General features: G+C 60.5%; 14 protein-coding genes. 12 read left to right on the top strand and 2 right to left on the bottom strand.

Annotated features, from left to right (window positions below):
- Positions 1-33: 33 nt before the first annotated feature.
- Positions 34-810, top strand: a complete 777-nt coding sequence (locus tag DMP06_RS02665) for a type III pantothenate kinase (protein ID WP_123208193.1) — start codon at positions 34-36, stop codon at positions 808-810.
- Between the two features lie 152 nt (positions 811-962).
- A complete protein-coding gene (locus DMP06_RS02660) occupies positions 963-1,589 on the top strand; it encodes an adenylate kinase (protein ID WP_123208192.1) in 627 nt (208 codons plus the stop codon).
- A 146-nt stretch (positions 1,590-1,735) separates the two neighbouring features.
- Here DMP06_RS02660 and DMP06_RS11675 read toward each other — a convergent pair whose 3' ends face one another.
- Entirely contained in the window at positions 1,736-1,918 is a 183-nt protein-coding gene (locus DMP06_RS11675; protein ID WP_245962341.1) for a hypothetical protein, read from the bottom strand.
- 30 nt (positions 1,919-1,948) lie between these two features.
- Between DMP06_RS11675 and DMP06_RS02655 the strand changes: the two genes are divergently transcribed.
- The 4 genes from DMP06_RS02655 to DMP06_RS02640 all read left to right on the top strand — a co-directional run bounded on the left by DMP06_RS02655 (position 1,949) and on the right by DMP06_RS02640 (position 6,766).
- Positions 1,949-3,949, top strand: coding sequence for a cytochrome C oxidase Cbb3 (locus DMP06_RS02655; protein WP_245962340.1), 2,001 nt, complete (start codon positions 1,949-1,951; stop codon positions 3,947-3,949).
- A gap of 70 nt (positions 3,950-4,019) precedes the next feature.
- Positions 4,020-4,409, top strand: coding sequence for a GtrA family protein (locus DMP06_RS02650; protein WP_123208190.1), 390 nt, complete (start codon positions 4,020-4,022; stop codon positions 4,407-4,409).
- Positions 4,410-4,516: 107 nt separating this feature from the next.
- A complete protein-coding gene (locus DMP06_RS02645) occupies positions 4,517-6,289 on the top strand; it encodes a phospho-sugar mutase (RefSeq protein WP_123208189.1) in 1,773 nt (590 codons plus the stop codon).
- 27 nt (positions 6,290-6,316) lie between these two features.
- The gene (locus DMP06_RS02640) at positions 6,317-6,766 is read left to right on the top strand and encodes a NanQ anomerase/TabA/YiaL family protein (protein ID WP_123208188.1); all 450 of its coding nucleotides are present in this window, start codon (positions 6,317-6,319) and stop codon (positions 6,764-6,766) included.
- Here DMP06_RS02640 and DMP06_RS02635 read toward each other — a convergent pair.
- A complete protein-coding gene (locus DMP06_RS02635) occupies positions 6,763-7,245 on the bottom strand; it encodes a VanZ family protein (protein WP_123208187.1) in 483 nt (160 codons plus the stop codon). The genes DMP06_RS02640 and DMP06_RS02635 overlap by 4 nt on opposite strands.
- A gap of 215 nt (positions 7,246-7,460) precedes the next feature.
- Between DMP06_RS02635 and sppA the strand changes: the two genes are divergently transcribed.
- The 6 genes from sppA (at position 7,461) to DMP06_RS02605 (ending at position 19,980) form a co-directional block, all read left to right on the top strand.
- Positions 7,461-8,762 carry a signal peptide peptidase SppA gene (sppA, locus tag DMP06_RS02630; protein ID WP_245962339.1) on the top strand — a complete coding sequence of 434 codons (1,302 nt, stop codon included), beginning with the start codon at positions 7,461-7,463 and terminating at the stop codon, positions 8,760-8,762.
- A complete protein-coding gene (locus DMP06_RS02625; RefSeq protein WP_274542714.1) occupies positions 8,759-10,774 on the top strand; it encodes a class I tRNA ligase family protein in 2,016 nt (671 codons plus the stop codon). Before sppA ends, DMP06_RS02625 begins: the two co-directional genes overlap by 4 nt.
- 116 nt (positions 10,775-10,890) lie before the next feature.
- Positions 10,891-11,331, top strand: coding sequence for a 50S ribosomal protein L31 (gene rpmE, locus DMP06_RS02620; protein ID WP_123208186.1), 441 nt, complete (start codon positions 10,891-10,893; stop codon positions 11,329-11,331).
- A gap of 323 nt (positions 11,332-11,654) precedes the next feature.
- Positions 11,655-13,355, top strand: a complete 1,701-nt coding sequence (locus DMP06_RS02615; protein ID WP_123208185.1) for an aminotransferase class I/II-fold pyridoxal phosphate-dependent enzyme — start codon at positions 11,655-11,657, stop codon at positions 13,353-13,355.
- Positions 13,356-13,663: 308 nt separating this feature from the next.
- Positions 13,664-16,312: a PD-(D/E)XK nuclease family protein gene (locus tag DMP06_RS02610; protein ID WP_148042480.1), complete on the top strand. Its 2,649-nt coding sequence runs from the start codon at positions 13,664-13,666 to the stop codon at positions 16,310-16,312.
- 5 nt (positions 16,313-16,317) lie between these two features.
- Positions 16,318-19,980, top strand: a complete 3,663-nt coding sequence (locus DMP06_RS02605) for a UvrD-helicase domain-containing protein (RefSeq protein ID WP_123208183.1) — start codon at positions 16,318-16,320, stop codon at positions 19,978-19,980.
- Positions 19,981-20,021 lie beyond the last annotated feature (41 nt).

Genomic DNA, 20,021 nt, shown 5'->3' with positions numbered 1-20,021 from the left:
CGGGCGCATGGATGCATGGACAAGGAGACTTCAATGCTTCTCACGGTAGACATAGGCAACACCAACGTGGTCATGGGGCTTATGCCTCAGCGCGGTCAGCTGGCCTCGCATATCCGCTTTCCCACCGATAAGCGTCGCACGGTGGAAGAATTCATGGAGAGCTTTGAAGCGCTGGTTGCCATGCAGCATTTTGACTTCTCCAGCGTGGACGGAGCCATAGTGAGCTCCGTCGTGCCCGAGCTCACCGATTCGGTGGTGGCGTCGGTGCATGCGATGGCGGGGAAGGACCCCATGGTGGTGCGCCACGATATGAATCTGGGCTTTTCCATCGACATGGATACGCCCGAGCGTCTTGGCGCCGACATGATCGCCGATGCAGCCGGTGCCGTGAACGACTACGACGGCGCGCTTGCGATCTACGATATGGGAACCGCTACCACCTGCTCGGTGGTGAGCGCCGACAAGGTGTACATGGGATCCATCATCATGCCGGGCGTAGTGATTTCGCAGGACGCGCTCACCGCGAAGGCTTCGCAGCTGCCGTTCATCAAATTCGAGCAGCCGAAGCGTCTTGTCGGCCGCGAAACGGTGGATTGCATGCGCAGCGGCATGGTGTATGGCAATGCGGCGATTATCGACGGGCTTACCGCCCGCATCGCCGACGAGCTCGGGGAGCCGGTGACTGCCGTTGTCACGGGCGGTGTGTCGAAGCTCATCGTGCCCGCCTGTCGGGGGGCGGCGGTGCATGACCCCGATCTGCTGCTGAAAGGTCTTTGGGATCTTCATGAGCTTAACAGCGTTTCAGCGTAACGGCCGAAATGCTGCAGATGTCTGTACGAACGCATTGCCTTGAGGGTCTGCCAGCCTTGAGACTTCTGTACCGCTTGCCTGGCGAGGCTGTCATTTTTGCTACTCGCGTCGTACAATAGAAACACTGTGAACAAAACGAAAGGAACCGGTTTATGAACATCGTGTTGTTGGGCGCTCCCGGCGCCGGCAAGGGCACCCAGGCCTCCAAGCTCGTCGAGGAGTTCGGTACTCCGCACATTTCCACGGGCGACATCCTGCGCGCCGCGGTGAAAAACCAGACCGAGCTGGGTAAGAAGGCCAAGGCATTCATGGATGCGGGCGATCTTGTGCCCGACAGCCTGATCATCGACCTGATGAACGAGCGCCTGCAGCAGCCCGATGCCGCCGAGGGCTTCATTCTGGACGGCTTCCCTCGCACCACCGCCCAGGCGGAGGCCTTGGACGAGCTGCTCAAGAAGATCGAGCGCCCGCTGGATGCCGCGTTGCTGGTCGACGTAGACTTTGAAGTCATCGTGAAGCGTCTGACCGAGCGTCGCTGCTGCAAGGAATGCGGCTATATCGGCACCACCGCCGACGCCTCCTGCCCCAAGTGCGGCGGCGAGATGTACCAGCGCGACGATGACAACGAGGCCACTGTGCGCAACCGCCTCGCTGTGTACGAGAAGAGCACCGCTCCGCTCATCGGCTACTACAAGGAGCAGGGCGTTCTGGTCGACGTCGATGGCGATCGCCCCGTTGACACGGTGTATGCCGACGTGAAGAAGCTCCTCAAGCTTTAGGGCAAAAGGGCTTAAAGCGAACAACGCCCCGTGCGTGAACTGCCTCCCGTTTCTTGGACATGAGAAACGGGAGGTTCTTTTATGTCTGGAAGACCTTCGTACGATTCGTCCATGAGACGATGCGCTGCGGCCTCGGTCGTAGCGTTTCATTGAGAATTGCTGTCGATTGGCGGAACGACGGTATAATATCCCCCATGCGTGCCTTTTTCACATTGCTGCGCGAGTTCATCGCCACCCATCACCCGCAGATGCGGCATTTCGCCAAGGTTGTCTGCGTTATTTTGGCATGCGCTGCCCTGTGCGAGGCATTCGTTTTCAACTTCAACCACTGGCGCTCCCTCTCATGGGAGACGGTCACGTTGGATGCCAAAATCGACCTTGCCCAGACTTCAGACGGACGCTTCCGTGTGGCGGCATCCGATAATACGGTCGAATTCGATTATTTAGGCGTTGAGGTGCATAATGTGCGCCTTGATTTCGACGGTGGGCAATCGGCCCAGAACGTGCCCGTGAAAATCTGGTTCACCGACGACGCGCATTCCACCTATTTCGACGATACCGAATACACGTCCGGCGTGCCCGTGACCTATGTGGCTACCAACAACGACGAGAGCGAGTATCTCAACCTGAACGCTTCGGGCGAGATGGGCATGCTCCGCATCCAGATTGGCGACGACGAAACGGTATATCCGGTATACCTGAACAGCATCCAGATCAATGCGCCCGAGCCGTTCTCCTTTAACATGATGCGTTTCGGGCTCGCAGCGTTCGTCCTGGTGTTGTGCTATGCGTTCCGCCCCAAGAGCAGCCTCTATCGCACCTATATCAAAGAGCATCCGCACCGCTCCAAGATTGCCGTCATCGGCGCTGCGGTGGTGGAGATTTGGCTTGCTGCATCGTTCACCCTCATGGGATCCAACCTGGTGGGGGTTGCTACCGCCACGTACAACAGCGGGTCGTGGGACGGCGTGAGCGTCGTGAACACGTTCGAAGCCGGAGGCGACAACGCCCAGCAGTACGCCGAGCTTGCGAAGAGCATGGCAAACGGCAAGCTGTATCTTGAGGAGGAGCCGCCCAACTGGCTTCAGAATATGGAAGACCCCTACGACCGCGGCGCGCGCGACCAGGCCGTCAAGGAGACGGGCGAGAACTACCTGTGGGACGTGGCGTATTACGAGGGGCACTACTACGTGTATTTCGGAGTGGTGCCGATGCTTGTGTTCTATCTTCCGTTCTATCTGCTCACCGGGGCGAATTTCCCCACGGCAATCGGGGTGATTATCGGCATGGCTGCATTCGTGGCGGGCGTGTCGGCGCTGCTTGACCGTTTTGCGCGGTATCACTTCAAGCGCGTGAGCGTAGGCGTGTACCTGCTTCTCCAGGTGGCGCTCGTCACATGCTGCGGCGTGCTGTATTTGCTCAAATTCCCCACGTTCTATTCGCTTCCTATCATGCTGGCCTTGGCGTTTTCCGTATGGGGTTTGTACTTTTGGATGGTGGGGCGCTCCAGCAAGCGTCCTGAAGGGTGGTATTTCGCGGGGTCGCTGTGCATGGCGCTCGTGGTTGGCTGTCGTCCTCAGATTGTGATGCTGAGCTTTTTGGCGTTCCCGCTGTTCTGGCGTTTGTTCATTACCGAGGGCCACATCAAGACTGCCGCGGGTGTGCGCCAGTTCGCATGTCTGATTGCGCCATATGCCATCGTGCTGGCGTTTATCATGTGGTACAACTACGCTCGTTTTGGGAGCCCCCTTGATTTCGGCGCCAACTACAACCTTACAGTAAACGACATGACCAAACGCGGCATGGCGGTAGGACGCATCGCTCCGGCGCTGTTCGCGTACTTTTTCCAGACGCCTTCTACGAGCGGGGTGTTCCCATACCTGCAGGCCGTGCCGTTTGACACCACGTATCTGGGCCAAACGGTTAAAGAGGCTACGTTCGGGGGCATTTTCGCCTGTTTCCCCATCCTGTGGATTCTGGTGTTTGCTCGCCGCATCCTCAAGATGCGCACGGCCCAGCGTAAGACGCGTACCGTGGCGGGCGTCATCGGCGTGCTTATTGCGTCGGGCGTGATCATAGGCATCGCCGATGCCGAGGTGGCGGGCATTCTGCAGCGCTATTTCGCCGATTTCAGCATCATGCTTCTGATGGCGGCGGTGCTTCTGGCATTCATTCTCAACGAGAACCTAAAGCCGGGATCGACGCCGCAGCGTTTATTTGTGGGCGTGCTGCCTTTGGTGGTTGCGGTGGGCGTGGTGTATTCATGCCTGTTGTGCCTGGTCGATGAGGCCGGATGGTGGAGCCAGGCGTATCCGTGGGCGTATCAGGCGCTGCTGGAGGTGTTCCAATTCTGGACGTAACACGGCTCTCTGCTGTTCGGAGAGGAATAACGTTGAGCCCATGGTTGGAAGCTCTGATTGAAAGGCGGCCATGAAAAACCTTATCGCACAATTCATGAAGTTCGGCGTGGTGGGCGCGATTGCGTTCGTCATCGACTACGGTCTGCTTGCGCTGCTCACCGAGGCGTTCGGCGTAAACTATCTGGTGAGCGCCACGATCTCGTTCACGGTTTCGGTGATATTCAACTATGTGGCATCCATGCGCTACGTGTTCACTCATAAGGAGGACATGAGCCGGCGCCGCGAGTTCGTCATCTTCGTGGTGCTGTCGGTTATCGGTCTTATCATCAACAACCTGTGCATGTGGGCGGGCGTGGAGCTTCTGGGCGTTCACTACCTGATTACCAAGATAGGGGCCACCGCTATTGTGATGGTGTGGAACTTCGTCACCCGCAAGATTTTCCTGGATGCAGGGGAGTAGGGACGCCGAGGGGGCTGCAAAGCGGGTATCGGCGCCGGTCGAGCGTTTTGGGTATGAATTCGGAGTGGGCACGTTGGCCCATAATCGTATGAAGAGAGAGGTTAGGCATGAGCGACAAAAGCATTGAATCAATGCTGCAGGAGTGGCGCGACAACGTGGAAGGCGAAACGCTACAATGCGGGTTCGCTCCCCAGTTTGCAGAGCTCGAGGAGCTTTCGTCTGAGCTTGCCTCAATGGCGCGGAATCTCGAGGCAGGGGATGCGTCCCATGTGACGAACGCCTTCTTCAAGGATTTGGAATTCGGCACGGCGGGCTTGCGCGGCGTCATCGGAGCAGGCACCAACCGCATGAACGTGTATACGGTGGCGCGAGCCACCCAGGGGCTGGCGGATTACCTGAATGCGCATTTCGAGAACCCAAGCGTGGCCATTGCGCGCGATTCGCGCCACAAGGGCGAGCTGTTCGTGGACGTGGCGGCGAGCGTGCTGGCGGCGAACGGCATTCGAGCGCTTATTTATCCTCGAGTTGAGCCCACGCCGGCGCTTTCATTCGCCGTGCGCGATCTGGGATGTTCGGCCGGCATCAACATGACGGCGAGCCACAACCCCGCTGCGTACAACGGCTACAAGGTCTATGGCCCCGATGGCTGCCAGATCACCAGCGAGGCCGCATCCGAGATTTCCGAGCGCATCGCGCGGCTGGCGTATTTCGAGGGCGAGGGCGCTCCATGCGCCAAGACCGTCGATTTTCAGCAGGCGTCTTTCGATGGCACCATCTCGTGGATCGGCGAGGACACCATCGCTCGCTTCATCGACGCGGTTCTTGCCCAGTCTCAGGAGGAGCCCGGCGATTCGGAAGCCCCGCTTTCGGTTTTATACACGCCCTTGTGCGGCACCGGTCTTGAGTGCGTAAGCCAGACGCTTGAGCGTATCGGCATCCCCTACGTGAACGTGGTGCCTGGCCAGGATTTGCCCAACGGCGATTTCCCCACGTGCGAATACCCCAATCCCGAGGAGCGCGATGCGCTCGAGCCGGGCATCGACGCGTGCCGTGCTGCCAAGGCTGCCGGGCGGCCCCACGATCTGCTTCTTGCCACCGATCCCGACGCAGATCGCGTGGGCGTAGCCTGCGAGGACGGCGACGACTACACGCTCATCACGGGCAACGAGATGGGCATTCTGCTCATGGATTTCATCGCGCGCAAGAAGGCGGCACGCGGCGAGAGCCTCTCGCGTAGCGTGGCGGTGACCACCATCGTTTCCTCCGCCATGGCCGATTCGATCGCCGCCGAATACGGATTCGAGCTGCGCCGCGTGCTCACCGGCTTCAAGTATATCGGCGAGGTCATCGGGCGCCTTGAGGCGGCGGGCGAGGCCGACCGCTTCATGTTCGGTTTCGAGGAGAGCTACGGCTATCTGGCCGGCACGCATGTGCGCGACAAGGATGCCGTGGTGGCAAGCATGCTCATCTGCCAGATGGCGCGCTATTGGCGCGCTCAGGGCAAAACGCTCGTAGATGCGATGCGCGACCTGTATGCCGCGTACGGCTGGTGGCTCAACCGTACTGTATCCATCGCGTATCCCGGAGCCGATGGCGATGCGCGCATGAAAGACATCATGGCACGTCTGCGCACCGAGGCGCCGGCAAAGATCGCCGGTCGCGCAGTCGCAGGCGTTGTGGATTACGCCCACGATAAAACGGGTCTGCCGAGTGCCAACGTGGTGGAGTTCCGCCTGGAGGGCGATTGCAAGGTCATCGTGCGTCCCAGCGGCACCGAGCCCAAGATCAAGCTGTATCTGTTCGCCAAGGATGAGAGCCGCGACGGAGCGGAAGCCCTGCTCGATGCGCTCGAGGCGGCAGGCCGCAAGCTTTTGAATTAGTTTCATTCCAGGAGGCAAGGGAAACCCATGATTTTCGGTTCGATACATGAAATTGACCTTAACGAGATCGGTCATGAAGGCGTGCGTCGTGCTGTCGAATATGCGCGCACGCATGATTTAGCGGCGCTTGAGCCCGGCCGCCATGCCATTGATGGCGATGCGTTGTTCGTGAACGTGTCGGAGTATGCCACCAAGCCGTTCGAGGAGTGCAAGTTTGAGGCGCATAGGCGCTATATCGACGTGCAGATGGTGGTGCGGGGCGCCGAGCGCATCGACGTGCAGCCGATTGGAAAACTGGAGGCCGAGCCGTTCGACGAGGCGGCTGACAACATGTTCCTCGGCGGTCACGCCAACGCTTCGGTGGTCATGGCCCCGGGGCTGTTCGTGGCGTGCTTCCCGGGCGATGGCCACAAACCGGGCATCGCGGTGGGCGAGTCTGCTCCGGTCAAGAAGGCCGTGTTCAAGGTCCTCGTCTAGCGTTCTGGTTGATTGCGGTTGCCCTTGCTCAAGGCGGCGAAGGCGATGAGCGCGCCAATGGCAGCGGCAACCGTGTCTACCGCCCAGTCGGCGGGGTCGCACGATCGCATGGGCACGAAAATCTGGTGGATCTCATCGGTCACGCCGTAGGCGCTCGCGATAATGACGGCGAATAGGGCGGCGCGGCGTAGCGGCACGTGCCAGCGCAGGGCGTTCGCCAGCAGCGCGCCGAACGCCAGGTATTCGGCGAAGTGGCCCACGGGCGACACATCCACCGGATGGCCGAGGGCGGCCTGTGCGGCGGCGGCGAGCCATGTCTTTACGAGCGAGATGATGCCCGAGTTCTCATCAAGCGTGATGCCGTCTTTGGCGCTCATCCAAAAGATGACGATCGCCATGGCAGCCGCGGCAACCCAGGAGAGGGCGACGTATGCGGTGCGGCGATGAGCGCTTTCGGGTGTCTGTGCGATGGATTTCATAGCAGCGGATTGTATCAAAATCCCTCTGCCGCATGCCGCCGCCTGTTCTTTCCGCTACCATGTCTTCATCGTGCGTTCGCATGAGGAATGCGTGCGCATGCGAAAATGCAGGCGCGTCCGCTCGACGTTTGCGAGTGCCCTTGCACGATGGGAGGGGCGTTATTCGCGGGCGACCGGCGTTTTCGATGCGAGGACATGAGGAGAGAGGATCGAATATGTCCGACAACCCCAGCATGATTCCGGGAACCCCTGAGCCGAACGGCTCGGCGGCGCCCCTTGGGCCTTCTTCGCCGCAAGGCCAGGCTTCTCAATCCGGGCAGCCCCAGGCGGCGGGGTGCACGAACGCCCAGCAGGCGCAGCCTCAGGCCGCTCAACCCGCGCAGTCGCAGGCGCAGGGGCAGCCCCAGCAGGCGGCGTCTTCTTCATTCGGCTCGACGCAGGGCTACTCGAGCCAGGGCGCCCCGCAGCCGCCGTATGTGCAGCAACCTTATGCCGGCGGTTACGCCGCGCCACAGTACGCGTATGCGTCGGCACAGGCGGCCCAGCCCAAGAAGGGCGGCAAGGGCGGATGGATCGCGCTCGGCATCATCCTTTTCGCCATCGTGTTCGTGTTTACCATCGGCGCACTTTCGTGCTCGCACACCGTGTCCAGCCTGACGTCGGGGGCCGATGCGTTCTCGAGCATGAGCGAGGAGGTCGTTACTTCGGGCGATAGCGTCGGAGTGATCGACATGATGGGCACCATCCAGTACGACGGCAGCTCCTGCAGCCCGGAGGGTCTGCGCGAGCTGCTCAAAGAGGCCGAGGAGAACCCCGATATCAAGGCGGTGGTTCTACGTGTTGATTCCGGCGGCGGAACGGCTACGGCAGGTGAAGAGATGGCGGCCTACGTGCGCGACTTCTCCAAGCCTATCGTGGTGTCCAGCGCATCGATGAACTGCAGCGCGGCTTATGAGATTTCAAGCCAGGCCGACTACATCTACGTGAACGAGACCACGGCTATTGGCGCCATCGGCACCATCATGCAGGTGCAGGACATCTCTGGCCTGCTCGATATGCTAGGCATCAATATCGAGAACATCGCCAGTGCCGATTCGAAGGATTCCAGTTACGGCACGCGCCCGCTGACCGATGAAGAGCGTCAGTACTACCAGGATTTGGTGGACGAGATCAACGAGACCTTCATCCAAAACGTGGCCGACGGCCGCGGGATGTCGGTGGAGGAGGTGCGCGAGCTGGCCACGGGCATGCAGTTCGCCGGCAAGACCTCCGTGGAGAACGGCATCGCCGATGAGATCGGCACCTATGACGACGCGCTTGGCAAGGCTGCCGAGCTGGGCGGCATTACCGGGGATGGCTACGAGGTGGTAAATCTGACCTCCACTTCAAGCGACCTGAGCTATCTTATGGATCTGCTGGGCGCCGATTCGGGCAGCGCGGCGGAGAACATCGACCTGTCGCAGCTTTCCGCTGAGGACCTGGTTAATCTGTTGAAGGAAGAGGGAGTTCTTTCGTGAGCTACACATCTACGCAATCTTGGCCTTCGCGCGCCGTGGTAACGGCGGGCATGCCTTATGGCAACAAGACCCTGCATTTTGGGCATGTGGCCGGCGTGTTCGTGCCGGCCGACGCCTACGCGCGCTTTTTGCGCGACCGAATTGGCGCGGAAAACGTCTTGTTTGTATCGGGCACCGACTGCTTTGGCTCGCCTATCGAAGAGGGCTATCGCAAGGCGTGCGAAAACGAGGGGTTCGAAGGCACCATTTCGGATTACGTGCAGCGCAACCACGACAAGCAAAAGGCCACGCTCGACGCGTACGATATCTCGCTTTCGATTTATGAAGGAAGCGGCCTTGGCCGTGCGGGCGAGGTGCATCAGCTGGTTACCAACGCAGTGCTCGAGCGCCTGCATGAGAACGGGCATCTGAGCCTCGACTCCACGCTGCAGTTCTACGACGCCAAGGCGGGCAAGTTCCTCAACGGTCGCCAGGTGCTGGGGCATTGCCCCGTGCAGGGCTGCAAGTCGGAGAAGGCATACGCCGACGAATGCGATCTGGGCCATCAGTTTGCCCCGCAGGATCTGATTGCCCCAAAGAGCACGCTCACCGGCGAAACGCCCGAGATGCGTCCGGTGCAAAACTGGTATTTCGACCTGCCCAATTTCCGCGAGCCTCTGTGCGAGCTGACCGGCGAGATGGAGCATGATGCCGAGCTTCGTCCTGTGGTGTGGCGTACGGTGAAAGAGTTTTTGGGTGCGCCCGTCATCTTCATCAAGAATGAGCTTGAAGAGGATTATCGCGCAGTGGCCGACAAGCTGCCCGCTCACACGTTCCGCGAGGCCGAACGCGGCAAGCAGTCCTTCGAAATCGAGTTCACGTGCATCGAAGACCGCGATGTGGCGCGCGATGTGCTCACGGAGGCAGGCGTGCGGTTCCGCACCGGTAAGGCGCTCGTGCCGTTCCGCATTTCCGGCAACGTCGAATGGGGCGTCAAGGTGCCTTCGATGGACGGCGTGGACGGCCTTACCGTGTGGTGCTGGCCCGAGAGCCTGTGGGCGCCCATCAGCTTCAGCGCGGCGGCGCTCGAGGCGCGCGGCGGCGACCTGTCCGACGTGCGCGACTGGTGGTGCTCTCCCGATGCCTGCGTGTATCAGTTCATCGGGCAGGATAACCTGTATTTTTACGGAGTGGCGCAGCCGGCGCTGTGGATGGCGCTTGAGGACGGCAACGCGATGCAGGCCAAGCCCGAGGCGGGGCAGCTGCAGCAAACGCGCCTTATAGCCAACCATCACATCCTGTTTGGCAAGACCAAGGCATCGTCGTCGGGAGCGGTGAAGCCGCCTTCGGCAGACGACCTGCTGGAGCACTACACGGTTGAGCAGCTGCGCGCGCACTGGGTTGCGCTGGGACTTGACCAAAAGTCTGTGGGATTCAGCCCGAAGCCGTTCAACCCCGATGAGAAGATGCGCACCGATCCGCGCGTGGCCGATCCGGCGCTCAAAGAGGGCGCGCTGCTTACCAACGTTTTCAACCGTCTGGCGCGCAGCTGCTTCTATGAGGCGCAGAAGAACTTCGAAGGCTTTATGCCTCTGGGCGCGGTGAGCGAGGAGATGGTGGTTCGCGCGCAGAAGGCGTTGGCCGATTTCGAGGCCATCATGCACAAAGCCGAGCTGCATTCGGCGCTCACCTGCGCGGATGAGTTTATTCGTTGGGCCCAGAAGGGTTGGTCGGACGGCATCAAGCGCGCCGAAAAGGAAGGCGACGACGAGCTGCGCCGCCAGGTGCTGCTGGACAGCTTCTACGCGCTGCGCATATCGGCGCTGCTCATGCATCCGATTGCGCCTGCAGGCTGCGAGATGATCGCGGAGTACCTGCAGATCGCTCCCGAGCGCGTGTTCAGCTGGAATGCGCCGTTCGACGGCATGGAGGAGCTGTGCGAGGCCGACGAGGTTGCGGCCGGCCGCCACGCCGTGAAGGAGCTGCCGCCCAGGACCGATTTCTTCGCAAAGCACCCTTCGCAATTCAAATAGCGGTTCGCCATAAATCCATAAAACGCCCTCTTCACGGAGGGCGTTTTGCGTGGTAAGATTCACAGGCTGTCTTGTCTTGGTCGGAAACCAAGACCTTCTGAAAAGGAGAAACCAATATGAAACAGGGTATCCATCCCGAGTACATGGAGTGCACCGTTAAGTGCACCTGCGGTAACACCTTCGTTACCCGCTCCACCAAGCCGGAGCTCAAGGTTGACATCTGCAACATGTGCCATCCGTTCTTCACCGGCACCCAGAAGCTGATCGACACCGGTGGACGCGTCCAGCGCTTCGCCGACAAGTTCGGTTCCGCTTCCGCTGCCGTTGCTGAGCGCGAGGCCGCCAAGAAGGCCGCTAAGGCCGCTAAGGCTGCCGAGCTCGAGGCCGCCAAGAAGGCCGAGCGCGAGAAGAAGGCCGCCGAGAAGGCCGCTCGTGCCGCTGAGTATGCCAAGAAGGCTGAGGCCGAGGCCGCTAAGGCTGCCAAGCTGGCCGAGGAGGCCGCTCCCGCCGAGGAGACCGCTGAGGCTCCCGCTGCCGAGGAGCAGGCCGCTGAATAGTGGCATCTGCGCATAGCGCACCCAATCTTTAAGCAAAAAGCAGACAAGGCCCGCCATCGTGCGGGCCTTGTCATTCTTAGCCCGCACGATGGCGGGCTTCTTTGCGTTTTGGGGCATTACCCGTCGGTTTTATCAATGCCGTGGATTAACATGCGGTATTCCAGGGAGGGCACGTCATTTTTGTTTCGTCTTTCCCGCTCGCAAGAAAAATGAACCTTTGGAAAACTATGATTGGTTCAATTTGCATCAATGGTATACTGCCGAAAATTGAACTTTGAACCATTGGTTCAATTTATGGCGAATTGAACCCTAAGGAGGGTGAGATGCTCCAGAAAGAATTCGCCGACCGTCTGCATGAAGCGATGGACGCGGCCGGCATGAAGCAAGCCGACCTCATACGTGCGGCGGCCGATTTCGGCGTGAAGCTGGGAAAAAGCCAAGTAAGCCAATACGTAAGCGGTAAAACGGTGCCGCGCGCCAACGTGATGAGCGCGCTCGCAAACGCTCTGGGCGTGAACGTTGCATGGCTCGCCGAGGGAGAGGGGCAGCGAGGGGTCTCACCGCAGCACGATGATGCACCATCGGTAGCAAGCTCCGTCGTCTCGCCTTCGGAATCGGCTTCTTCCGTTCAAGGCGCCTTGGGCCACGGTGCGATAACGCCGGGCGAGCGAGCATCCGAGCGGATTTCGTCCGCTTTCCCCGTTGCCGAATCCGTGGTTGCATCCGGCTCCAATCGTGCCGATGCAGCTGCTCTTGCTACTGATGCCGCACCGTCTGCTGCGGCCGCTCAACCCCAAAGGAGTCCCATCATGCGTCAGTTCAAGAAATCCTCCAAGCTCGACAATGTGTTGTATGACGTGCGCGGCCCCGTGGCCGACGAGGCGAACCGCATGGAGTCCGAAGGCCTGCGCATCTTGAAGCTCAATATCGGTAATCCGGCTCCGTTCGGGTTCCGCACGCCCGATGAGGTCATTCAGGACATGCGCCTCCAGCTGCCCGACTGCGAGGGCTACTCCGATTCGCACGGTCTGTTCTCGGCTCGCAAAGCCATCATGCAGTACGCCCAGATCAAGCATATCCCCAATGTGAGCATGGATGGCATCTATACCGGCAACGGCGTGTCGGAGCTCATCAATCTGTGCATGCAGGCGTTGCTCGACAACGGCGACGAGATTTTGATTCCCAGCCCCGACTATCCGCTGTGGACCGCCTGCGCCACGCTTTCGGGCGGCGTGCCCGTGCACTACATTTGTGATGAGCAGGCCGAATGGTGTCCCGATATCGCCGACATCGAATCCAAGGTGACCTCGCGCACCAAGGCCATCGTCATCATCAATCCCAACAATCCCACGGGCGCAGTGTATCCGCGTGAGATTCTGGAGCAGATCGTGGAGGTGGCGCGCAAGCATCAGCTCATGATCTTCTCGGATGAAATCTACGACCGTCTGTGCATGGACGGCCACGAGCACATCTCCATCGCCTCGCTCGCACCCGACCTGCCCTGTGTCACGTTCTCGGGCCTGTCCAAGAGCCACATGATCGCGGGCTACCGCATCGGCTGGATGATTCTCTCGGGCAACCGGCGCTGCATGGAGGATTTCACCTACGGCGTAAACATGCTCTCCAACATGCGCCTGTGTTCCAACGTGCCGGCGCAGTCCATCGTGCAAACGGCGCTGTGGGGCCATCAGAGCGTGGAGGGATACGTTCGCCCCGGGGGTCGCGTCTACGAACAGCGTAACTATGTGTATGAGGCGCTCAATTCCATTCCCGGCATCAGCGCAGTCAAGCCTAAGGCGGCGTTCTACATCTTCCCCAAGATCGATGTGAAGAAGTTCAACATCACCGACGACGAGCAGTTCGCGCTCGATCTTCTGCATCAGAAGCGCATCCTGATCACGCGCGGCGGCGGCTTCAATTGGCACGAGCCCGACCATTTCCGCATCGTGTACCTGCCTCGTATGGAGGTCCTGCACGAAGCGATGGAGGACCTGGCCGATTTCTTCGCGCATTATCGCCAGTAGCCTGCGAGCAGGCATGCTCTTTGAGGTTTTGGACGCGCTGCGTGCGGGCATTGTCGATACTGTCATCCTGGGTCGCCGAGAGGCGGCCCTTTTGCGTTGTGGGACGCCGCGAGATGGCGGCGGGGCCGCGAGGCGATGGGGCGCAAGATGAGGCGAGGTTGCGAAATGGTGGATGGGGCGAATTGAACGATAAGGATGGGGCCCTTCGCATGTTCGATGATATTCATTATTTGAGAACAAATGTTTGTTTTTGAGCAACTTGACGGAAATCTGCGATACAATGTCTCAAAGATTTTCTAGGAGGCAGCGTGGATCACGTGATATTGATGCCGGGGCAGTCGGCGGTTGAGGCGTTCCGAAAAAAAGCGGCGCGGCGGCACGATGCGCTTTCGTTCGGGGCAACGGTCACCACTCCCGCCTCGTGGCTCGAGCAACTTTGGGATGTATGGGGCGATGGGCGAGCGATTGCTACAAGGTCTCAGCGTCTGCTCGGGTTCTTCAAGGCGTTGGACAACACGCCGGATCTTTCTTCATCGTCGGGAATGGCATCCATGCTCATGCGTTTGGCCAATGGGGGGCTTGGCAGCCGCGAGCTCGATGCCGCCCTTCAGGGCGAATGCGTTCTCGAGGAGTCGTTTGGGCCGTTGCTTGATGCCCTGCGTGCCTACGAAGCCATCCTTGCGGGGGCAAATTTGGTAGACCCCGGACGTGCGTGGGGCGTTCTTGCGCGTCGTGAGCTGGTTTCGCGCCCGATGCGCGTGAGCGTCTTGGGCATGGAGGCCTCGAACTCGTTGACTGCGTTTTGCGACTCTCAGCCCGGCATCGAGCTTGAGGGGGAGGGCTCCGCGCAGATCTTCCCCGCACCTGCCGGCGTGCGTGTCCGATTCGCCTTCCCCGCAGGCGGCTATGCCCGTTCGCTGTTGTTGTGCGACCTGCTGAAGGAGATGCTCGAGAGCGGCTGTTCCGAGGGCGGTGTCGTGGTCGCCGCGCGCAACCCTCGTGTTTTGTACGAATCAATCGCCCCTTCGTTGGCCGAGGCATCTGTCTCGGTTGCCTTTGAGGGCGGTGTCCCGTTTTCTGCGACCGATTTTGGCAGGGCGCTTTTACGTGTGCGCGATATCTCGACGTCCGATTCGGTTGTCGCATGTTGCACCGATTTCCTGCTCAATCCGTTTTCGGGCGTCTCGAGCGATGCGGCGTATGCGTTCGATGCATGGGCGCGAGCCGACCGCCTCACGTCCAAGGAGGCATGCATCGACAAGATGCGCGCAATGAGCAGCAGCTTCGAATACTTCGAAGAGCTTATCTCGTCGCCCGATGCAAGCGTGCTGAGCGGGGTGGTCGAGGATCGCGTGCGTGCCGCCGGGGGCGTCAGTGGGGCGTACCGTGCGGAGCAGCTTGCGGCGTTGTCTATGTTTCGCTCCGTGGCCGAAGATGCCCGTCGCCTCGATGCAAGCATGGACGATTGTTTTGCGGCGCTCGAGGGGGCGCAGGTGCCGTCTTCGCGCATTGCGGGCGAGAGCGATCCGCTCGTGCGCGTTATGGATTCGCGTCGAGCCGCGTTGCTTGAGTCGGGTTCATTCGGTGGCGTGATTCTGTGCGATATGACCAGTGCGGCGTATCCGCTCAACGAACGATCCGACGCGGCCGCGGCGCTGCTCAAGGCGGTGGGCATCGATGTCGGGCATTCCACTCTCGCCGACGCACGGCGCGTTTTCGCTGCTGCGGTGGCGCTGCCTGCTCGGGAGCTTGTCATCGAGCGGTGCCTGAAAAACGAAGATGCCGCCGAAACGTATCCGGCTGCCGTTGTGGAGGAATTCGTCGATCTTTATCGAAACGATCCGACCGATGCCGATGAGATAGACAATCAATACGCTCTACCGTCATGTTTTTTGAGCAGCATCATAGAGCGCGGCGAAGAAAGCCTCTACGAAAACAGTGCGGTTTCGCATGGCGAGCAACCCGCGTCGTTGGTTGACGAGGAGCCCTCTCTTGCCCATGTCAGCGAGGGCAAGCTGCCGCATCTTGTGCTTCCTCGATTCCTTCCCGACGGCGGGGTTCTCAAGGTGCCGTGTTTCTCTGCGTCTCAGATCGAGAGCTATTTGGAATGTCCGCAGAAGTGGTTCTCTCAGCGCAGGTTGCGGCTTGACGACCTTGACGAAGGATTCGGCGCCTTGGAGATGGGTGATTTCGCTCATCATGCGCTCAAAAGGTTCTACGAGCGCTTCCGGGAGGAGGTGGCGCCCAAGGTCACCGGCGAGCTTCTTCCGGCGGCGCGTGCCATCATGCATGAGGTTACCGCCGATCTTGCCGCTGAGCAGGAAGCCCGCAATCCCTCGGATAACCGACTGGTGCCGGTCCAGGAGCTGGAGCGACGCCAGGTGCAGGAGCTCATGGCGCGCCTCGAGGGCTACCTTGATCTTGAGTCGCGTCTTTTGCCGGGCTTTCATCCGACGCACTTCGAGTACGAGATTCCGGTGTCTGGAGCGGTGGATTACGCTGGCTATAAGCTCATCGGTTCCATAGACCGCATTGACATGGACGATGCCGGTCACGCAGTGATCATTGACTACAAAGGCAGCCTTTCGAACGATTATGATCTCTACGATTCGGAGGGAAAGGAACGCGGCGGCAAAGTTCAGGCGCTCATTTATGCGCAGGCGGTGCAGCGTCTGCTCGGGCTTGACGTGGTAGGCGCGATCTATGTGAGCTACGGGCGTGCGGCGCAGATTTCGGGCGCGATTGACGTGCGGCTCGAGCCGCGTCACCTTCCCGGCATAAAAGCCAAAGCCTGTACGTTCGCCCAGGGACCTTTATCGGATCTGCTTGATGCCACTGAGCTTCGTGTGGCGCATGCGCTTGACGAGCTCCTTTCGGGCGAGGTGGCCCCGCGTCCTGCGCGCAAAGAGTCGTGCAAGCATTGTCCAGAAATTTCCTGCCCGCAACGACGAGGATAGACGCTATGGATTTCAGTACGTTCAAACCGGGACAGCTCGCATGCGTGACTACGCTCGACGCACCCGTCGCCGTGTCTGCGGGCGCGGGCAGCGGCAAGACGTTTACGCTCACTCAGCGCATCGCCTGGGCGCTCATGGAGGGCTCCGCCAAAGACGGCGGAAGATACCTGAACAGCATCGATGAGGTGCTTGCCATCACCTTCACCGAGAAGGCGGCGGGCGAAATTAAGGCGCGCGTAAAGAGCGTCTTGCGTGCCGAGGGAATGGCGCCTGAGGCGCTCAAGGTCGATGCGGCGTGGATTTCTACCATTCATGGGATGTGCTCGCGCATCCTTCATTCCCATGCGGTGCAGCTTGGACTTGATCCGTCTTTTGGCGTGATCGACGAAGCCCAGGCGGAGCGCCTTATGGACGAGGCGGTGGAGGAGGCCCTGTCGGGCACGAACGAATTTGTCGAGCCGTGCGGGACGGATGCGCTGTTCAAAGAATTCAAAGCGAGGGCGAACGATGGGCTCGACGCCTCTTCGGTGGAGAGCATGGTCCGCATGCTCGTTCGGTGTGCCGTGGCGAGTCCGCAAGGGTTCTCGTGCTATGCCGCCCAGCCTCCGACGCGCTCTGCCGGCACGCTCCTGCGCGGTTTGGTGGACACGATTCAAGAGCTGCATGACCTAACGCTGGCGCAAAAGTCCGGCAAAACACGTGATGCCTGGCTTCAGAATGCCGAGGCGTTCCTCGAGGATGCCGAAGCCGCCTTCGCAAAAGGCGATATAGAGGCGTCAACCCTTATCGACCTGTTCGAAAAGTGCCCGCATCCTTCTGCAGCATTCGGGGCAAAGGAGTTCAAGGAGCGCGCCAAGGAGGCACAGGGCGTGTGCGTGGCGCTTGTGGCGGAAGCGCGCCATCTCATTGCGATGCCGCTTTTGGATGAGCTGATGGCGCTTGCCGGGCGAGCATACGAGGGGTATTGCCGCCGCAAACGCGCCATCGGCATGATGGATAACGACGATCTTCTCATCGAAACGGCTCGTGCGCTGGAGCGCGAGGACATTGCGCGTGAGTTTGCGGATAAGTTCAAGCTCGTGATGGTCGATGAGTTCCAGGACACCGATCAGCTCCAGGTGGACATGATCACGAGGCTTTCCGGCCCAGGCGCATGTCGCCTGTGCACGGTGGGCGATGCGCAGCAGAGCATTTACCGGTTCCGCGGAGCCGATATCTCGGTGTACAGGCGGCGCCTCGATGCGGTCAAGGCATCCAATCCTTCGGGCATGATTACCCTTCCTGATAATTTTCGCAGTCACGCCGATGTGCTGAAGTTCGTGGACTGCATCTTCGGTCAGCCTCAGGTGTTCGGCGACGAGTTCATGTCGCTTGCTGCGTCGAGAAAAGAGCCGGTCAAGGTTCCGTTCAAAGGGGACAGGCGCATCGACGTCCTCTTGACCACGCATCCGTCTCGCGGCGGCGTGAACAGCGCGGCGGCGCGTCGCATCGAGGCTGCCCGCATTGCCCGCCGCTTTGCCGAATTGCGCGAAATCGGGCACAGGCCTAGCGACATGGCGGTTCTGCTCGGGCGCATGGTGAACGCGGGCGATTACGCCGAGGCGCTTCGTGCAGAAGGGTTTGCTTGCGTAATCGCGGGGGGCTCGGTATTCGCCTCGGCGCCGGAAACGAAAATCATGCTGCGATTGGCGCAGGTCATCGCCAACCCGCGCGCCACGTCGTCACTCTTCGAGCTTTTGGCAAGCGATATGTTCGCTCTTTCGGCGGACGATTTCATAGAGCTTTCCACGAAGATCGACGAGCGATCTCATGCGCCGCGCAGGCGCGACCTCTACGAGGGCTTCGTCGAGCTAGAGCGGTCGATTGCGTCTGGCGCCCAGGTAAGCCCTCACCTCGCGCATGCGGTGCACGTGGTGCGCTCTCTCGCGGCGCGCGCTGGTCGCGTACCCATGGCGCGCATCATGGAGGATGCCGTGCGTGACTCCGGCTGGCTCGCGCGTCTCGATGCGCAAGGCGCGGAGGGCCTCTCCATTGCCGGCAACGTGATGAAGGCGATTCGCATTGTAGGCGCAATCGAAAACGACAACGCATACGGTCCGTCAAAGACGGCGCAAGCGTTCGAGGATAGGCTTGCGCTGTCCAAGGAGGCCCCCGGCGCCCTCTCGGCAAAGGGCGGTGATTTCGTGAGAATCATGACCGTACATGCGAGCAAAGGCCTCGAGTTCCCCATCGTGGCGGTTGCCGAGATGGAGCGCGGAAAAATGCGCGGCGGGAGCGGCCTTGCCTGCGAGGTGATCGAGGGCAACGCATACGTGTCGCTTCTTCCCGATAAGAGCGTTGCGGGTCGCGAGGGATTGTGGAAGCCCAAGAAGGCTCCCGAGGGATACGAGGCGCTTCCCACCTACATCGATGGAGCCTCGCCCTCGGATGTCGAGGATGCACCCGATCCCCTCACGCGCGCTTGCGCCATGAATGCGTATGCGGAGCAACAGGAGGCCGAGGAGCGCAGGCGGCTTCTCTATGTAGCGCTTACGCGTGCCAAGGAGGCGCTCGTCTTCGCTATGACAACGACGTCTAGGGCATCGGGCTTTACATCCGGCACCGATTTCGGCGTGTACGATGATGTGCGAAGCGCGTTGTGCGGCGTGGAGGATTTCGCGGCGGGGGATACCCTGATCGAATTCGGAGGCTCTGCTCCGGCGCTGGTGAGCAGGATCGATGCGACCGAGGCAGACATCGTTGAGTATCTAGGCGAAGGCGCCCTTTACGAATTGATGCCGAACGCCCAGGTTGACGGGTGCGTCGAGGGCGGTGCGGCTACCTCCGATTGTTCAGAGGAGTCGCTTGCGACTTCGTTCGCCATTCCCGACCTCGATGCTTGCTGCCGCGGTTCGCTCGCGGAGGCGCCATGGCGGTCGAGCCGGGTTGATGTGACAAGCTATTCCGCCATTGCTCAAGGCGAAGAGCACGTGGCCGGCAAGGGCGAAGCCTGCGCCGAGAGCGGCTTTGCACGCGATGAGGACGACGCGTTTTGGGACGCGCTGTGTGCGAGCCTCGCTGCCGATGCGGATAAGGCGACCGACGTGGGAACGGCATTTCATCTTCTCGCGCAACGGATGGTCGAAGGCAGGCAGGGCGGAGCGCTTGTCGTCCCCGACGAAAACGCTATCGATTGCATCTCCGCGCGTCTAGGATTGGGCGGCAATGCGAAAAATCGTTTGGGCGTCTCGCTGCATCGCTGGGCATCCAGTGAGGCGGCCTCCGATGTTGCCTCTCATCCTATCGTGCGCGCTGAAGTGCCGTTTTTCGTAGAGATGGGCGCCGATCTGTGCCCCAAGCCGTTCTATCTCGAAGGCTCGATCGACCTCCTTGCGTGCGACGCGTGGGGCGAGGGGGTCGCGTATATCGTGGATTACAAGACCGGCGGCTCTCCGGACGAGAGCGCAGACGCGCTGCGGGCGAAGCATGAGCTTCAAGCGAGCTGCTATGCGTATGCGGCGCTTCTGCAAGGGTTTGAGACGGTGGATGCGACGTTCGTTCGCGTCGAGCAGGAGGATCGCGAATATCCCGGTCAACCTCAATGCGTGAACTATCGCTTCACGGCGGGCGACCTCTCTTCGCTCGAGGCGCGCGTCGTGCAGGCGTACGGCGAGAGCGTGGAGGCATAGCCTTTTCGCGCGGCCTTCTGCGCCAAAAGAGTGCAAGAGCG

Source organism: Slackia equolifaciens, from assembly GCF_003725995.1.
Taxonomy (GTDB): domain Bacteria; phylum Actinomycetota; class Coriobacteriia; order Coriobacteriales; family Eggerthellaceae; genus Slackia; species Slackia equolifaciens.
Note: the sequence above shows the minus strand (reverse complement) of the source record. Positions and strands in the feature narration are given on the sequence as shown.

Coding starts and splice junctions, on each gene's coding strand:
- DMP06_RS02665 (WP_123208193.1), top strand. CDS start 34: ATGCTTCTCACGGTAGACATAGGCAACACCAACGTGGTCATGGGGCTT.
- DMP06_RS02660 (WP_123208192.1), top strand. CDS start 963: ATGAACATCGTGTTGTTGGGCGCTCCCGGCGCCGGCAAGGGCACCCAG.
- DMP06_RS02650 (WP_123208190.1), top strand. CDS start 4,020: ATGAAAAACCTTATCGCACAATTCATGAAGTTCGGCGTGGTGGGCGCG.
- DMP06_RS02645 (WP_123208189.1), top strand. CDS start 4,517: ATGAGCGACAAAAGCATTGAATCAATGCTGCAGGAGTGGCGCGACAAC.
- DMP06_RS02640 (WP_123208188.1), top strand. CDS start 6,317: ATGATTTTCGGTTCGATACATGAAATTGACCTTAACGAGATCGGTCAT.
- DMP06_RS02635 (WP_123208187.1), bottom strand. CDS start 7,245: ATGAAATCCATCGCACAGACACCCGAAAGCGCTCATCGCCGCACCGCA.
- sppA (WP_245962339.1), top strand. CDS start 7,461: ATGTCCGACAACCCCAGCATGATTCCGGGAACCCCTGAGCCGAACGGC.
- rpmE (WP_123208186.1), top strand. CDS start 10,891: ATGAAACAGGGTATCCATCCCGAGTACATGGAGTGCACCGTTAAGTGC.
- DMP06_RS02615 (WP_123208185.1), top strand. CDS start 11,655: ATGCTCCAGAAAGAATTCGCCGACCGTCTGCATGAAGCGATGGACGCG.
- DMP06_RS02605 (WP_123208183.1), top strand. CDS start 16,318: ATGGATTTCAGTACGTTCAAACCGGGACAGCTCGCATGCGTGACTACG.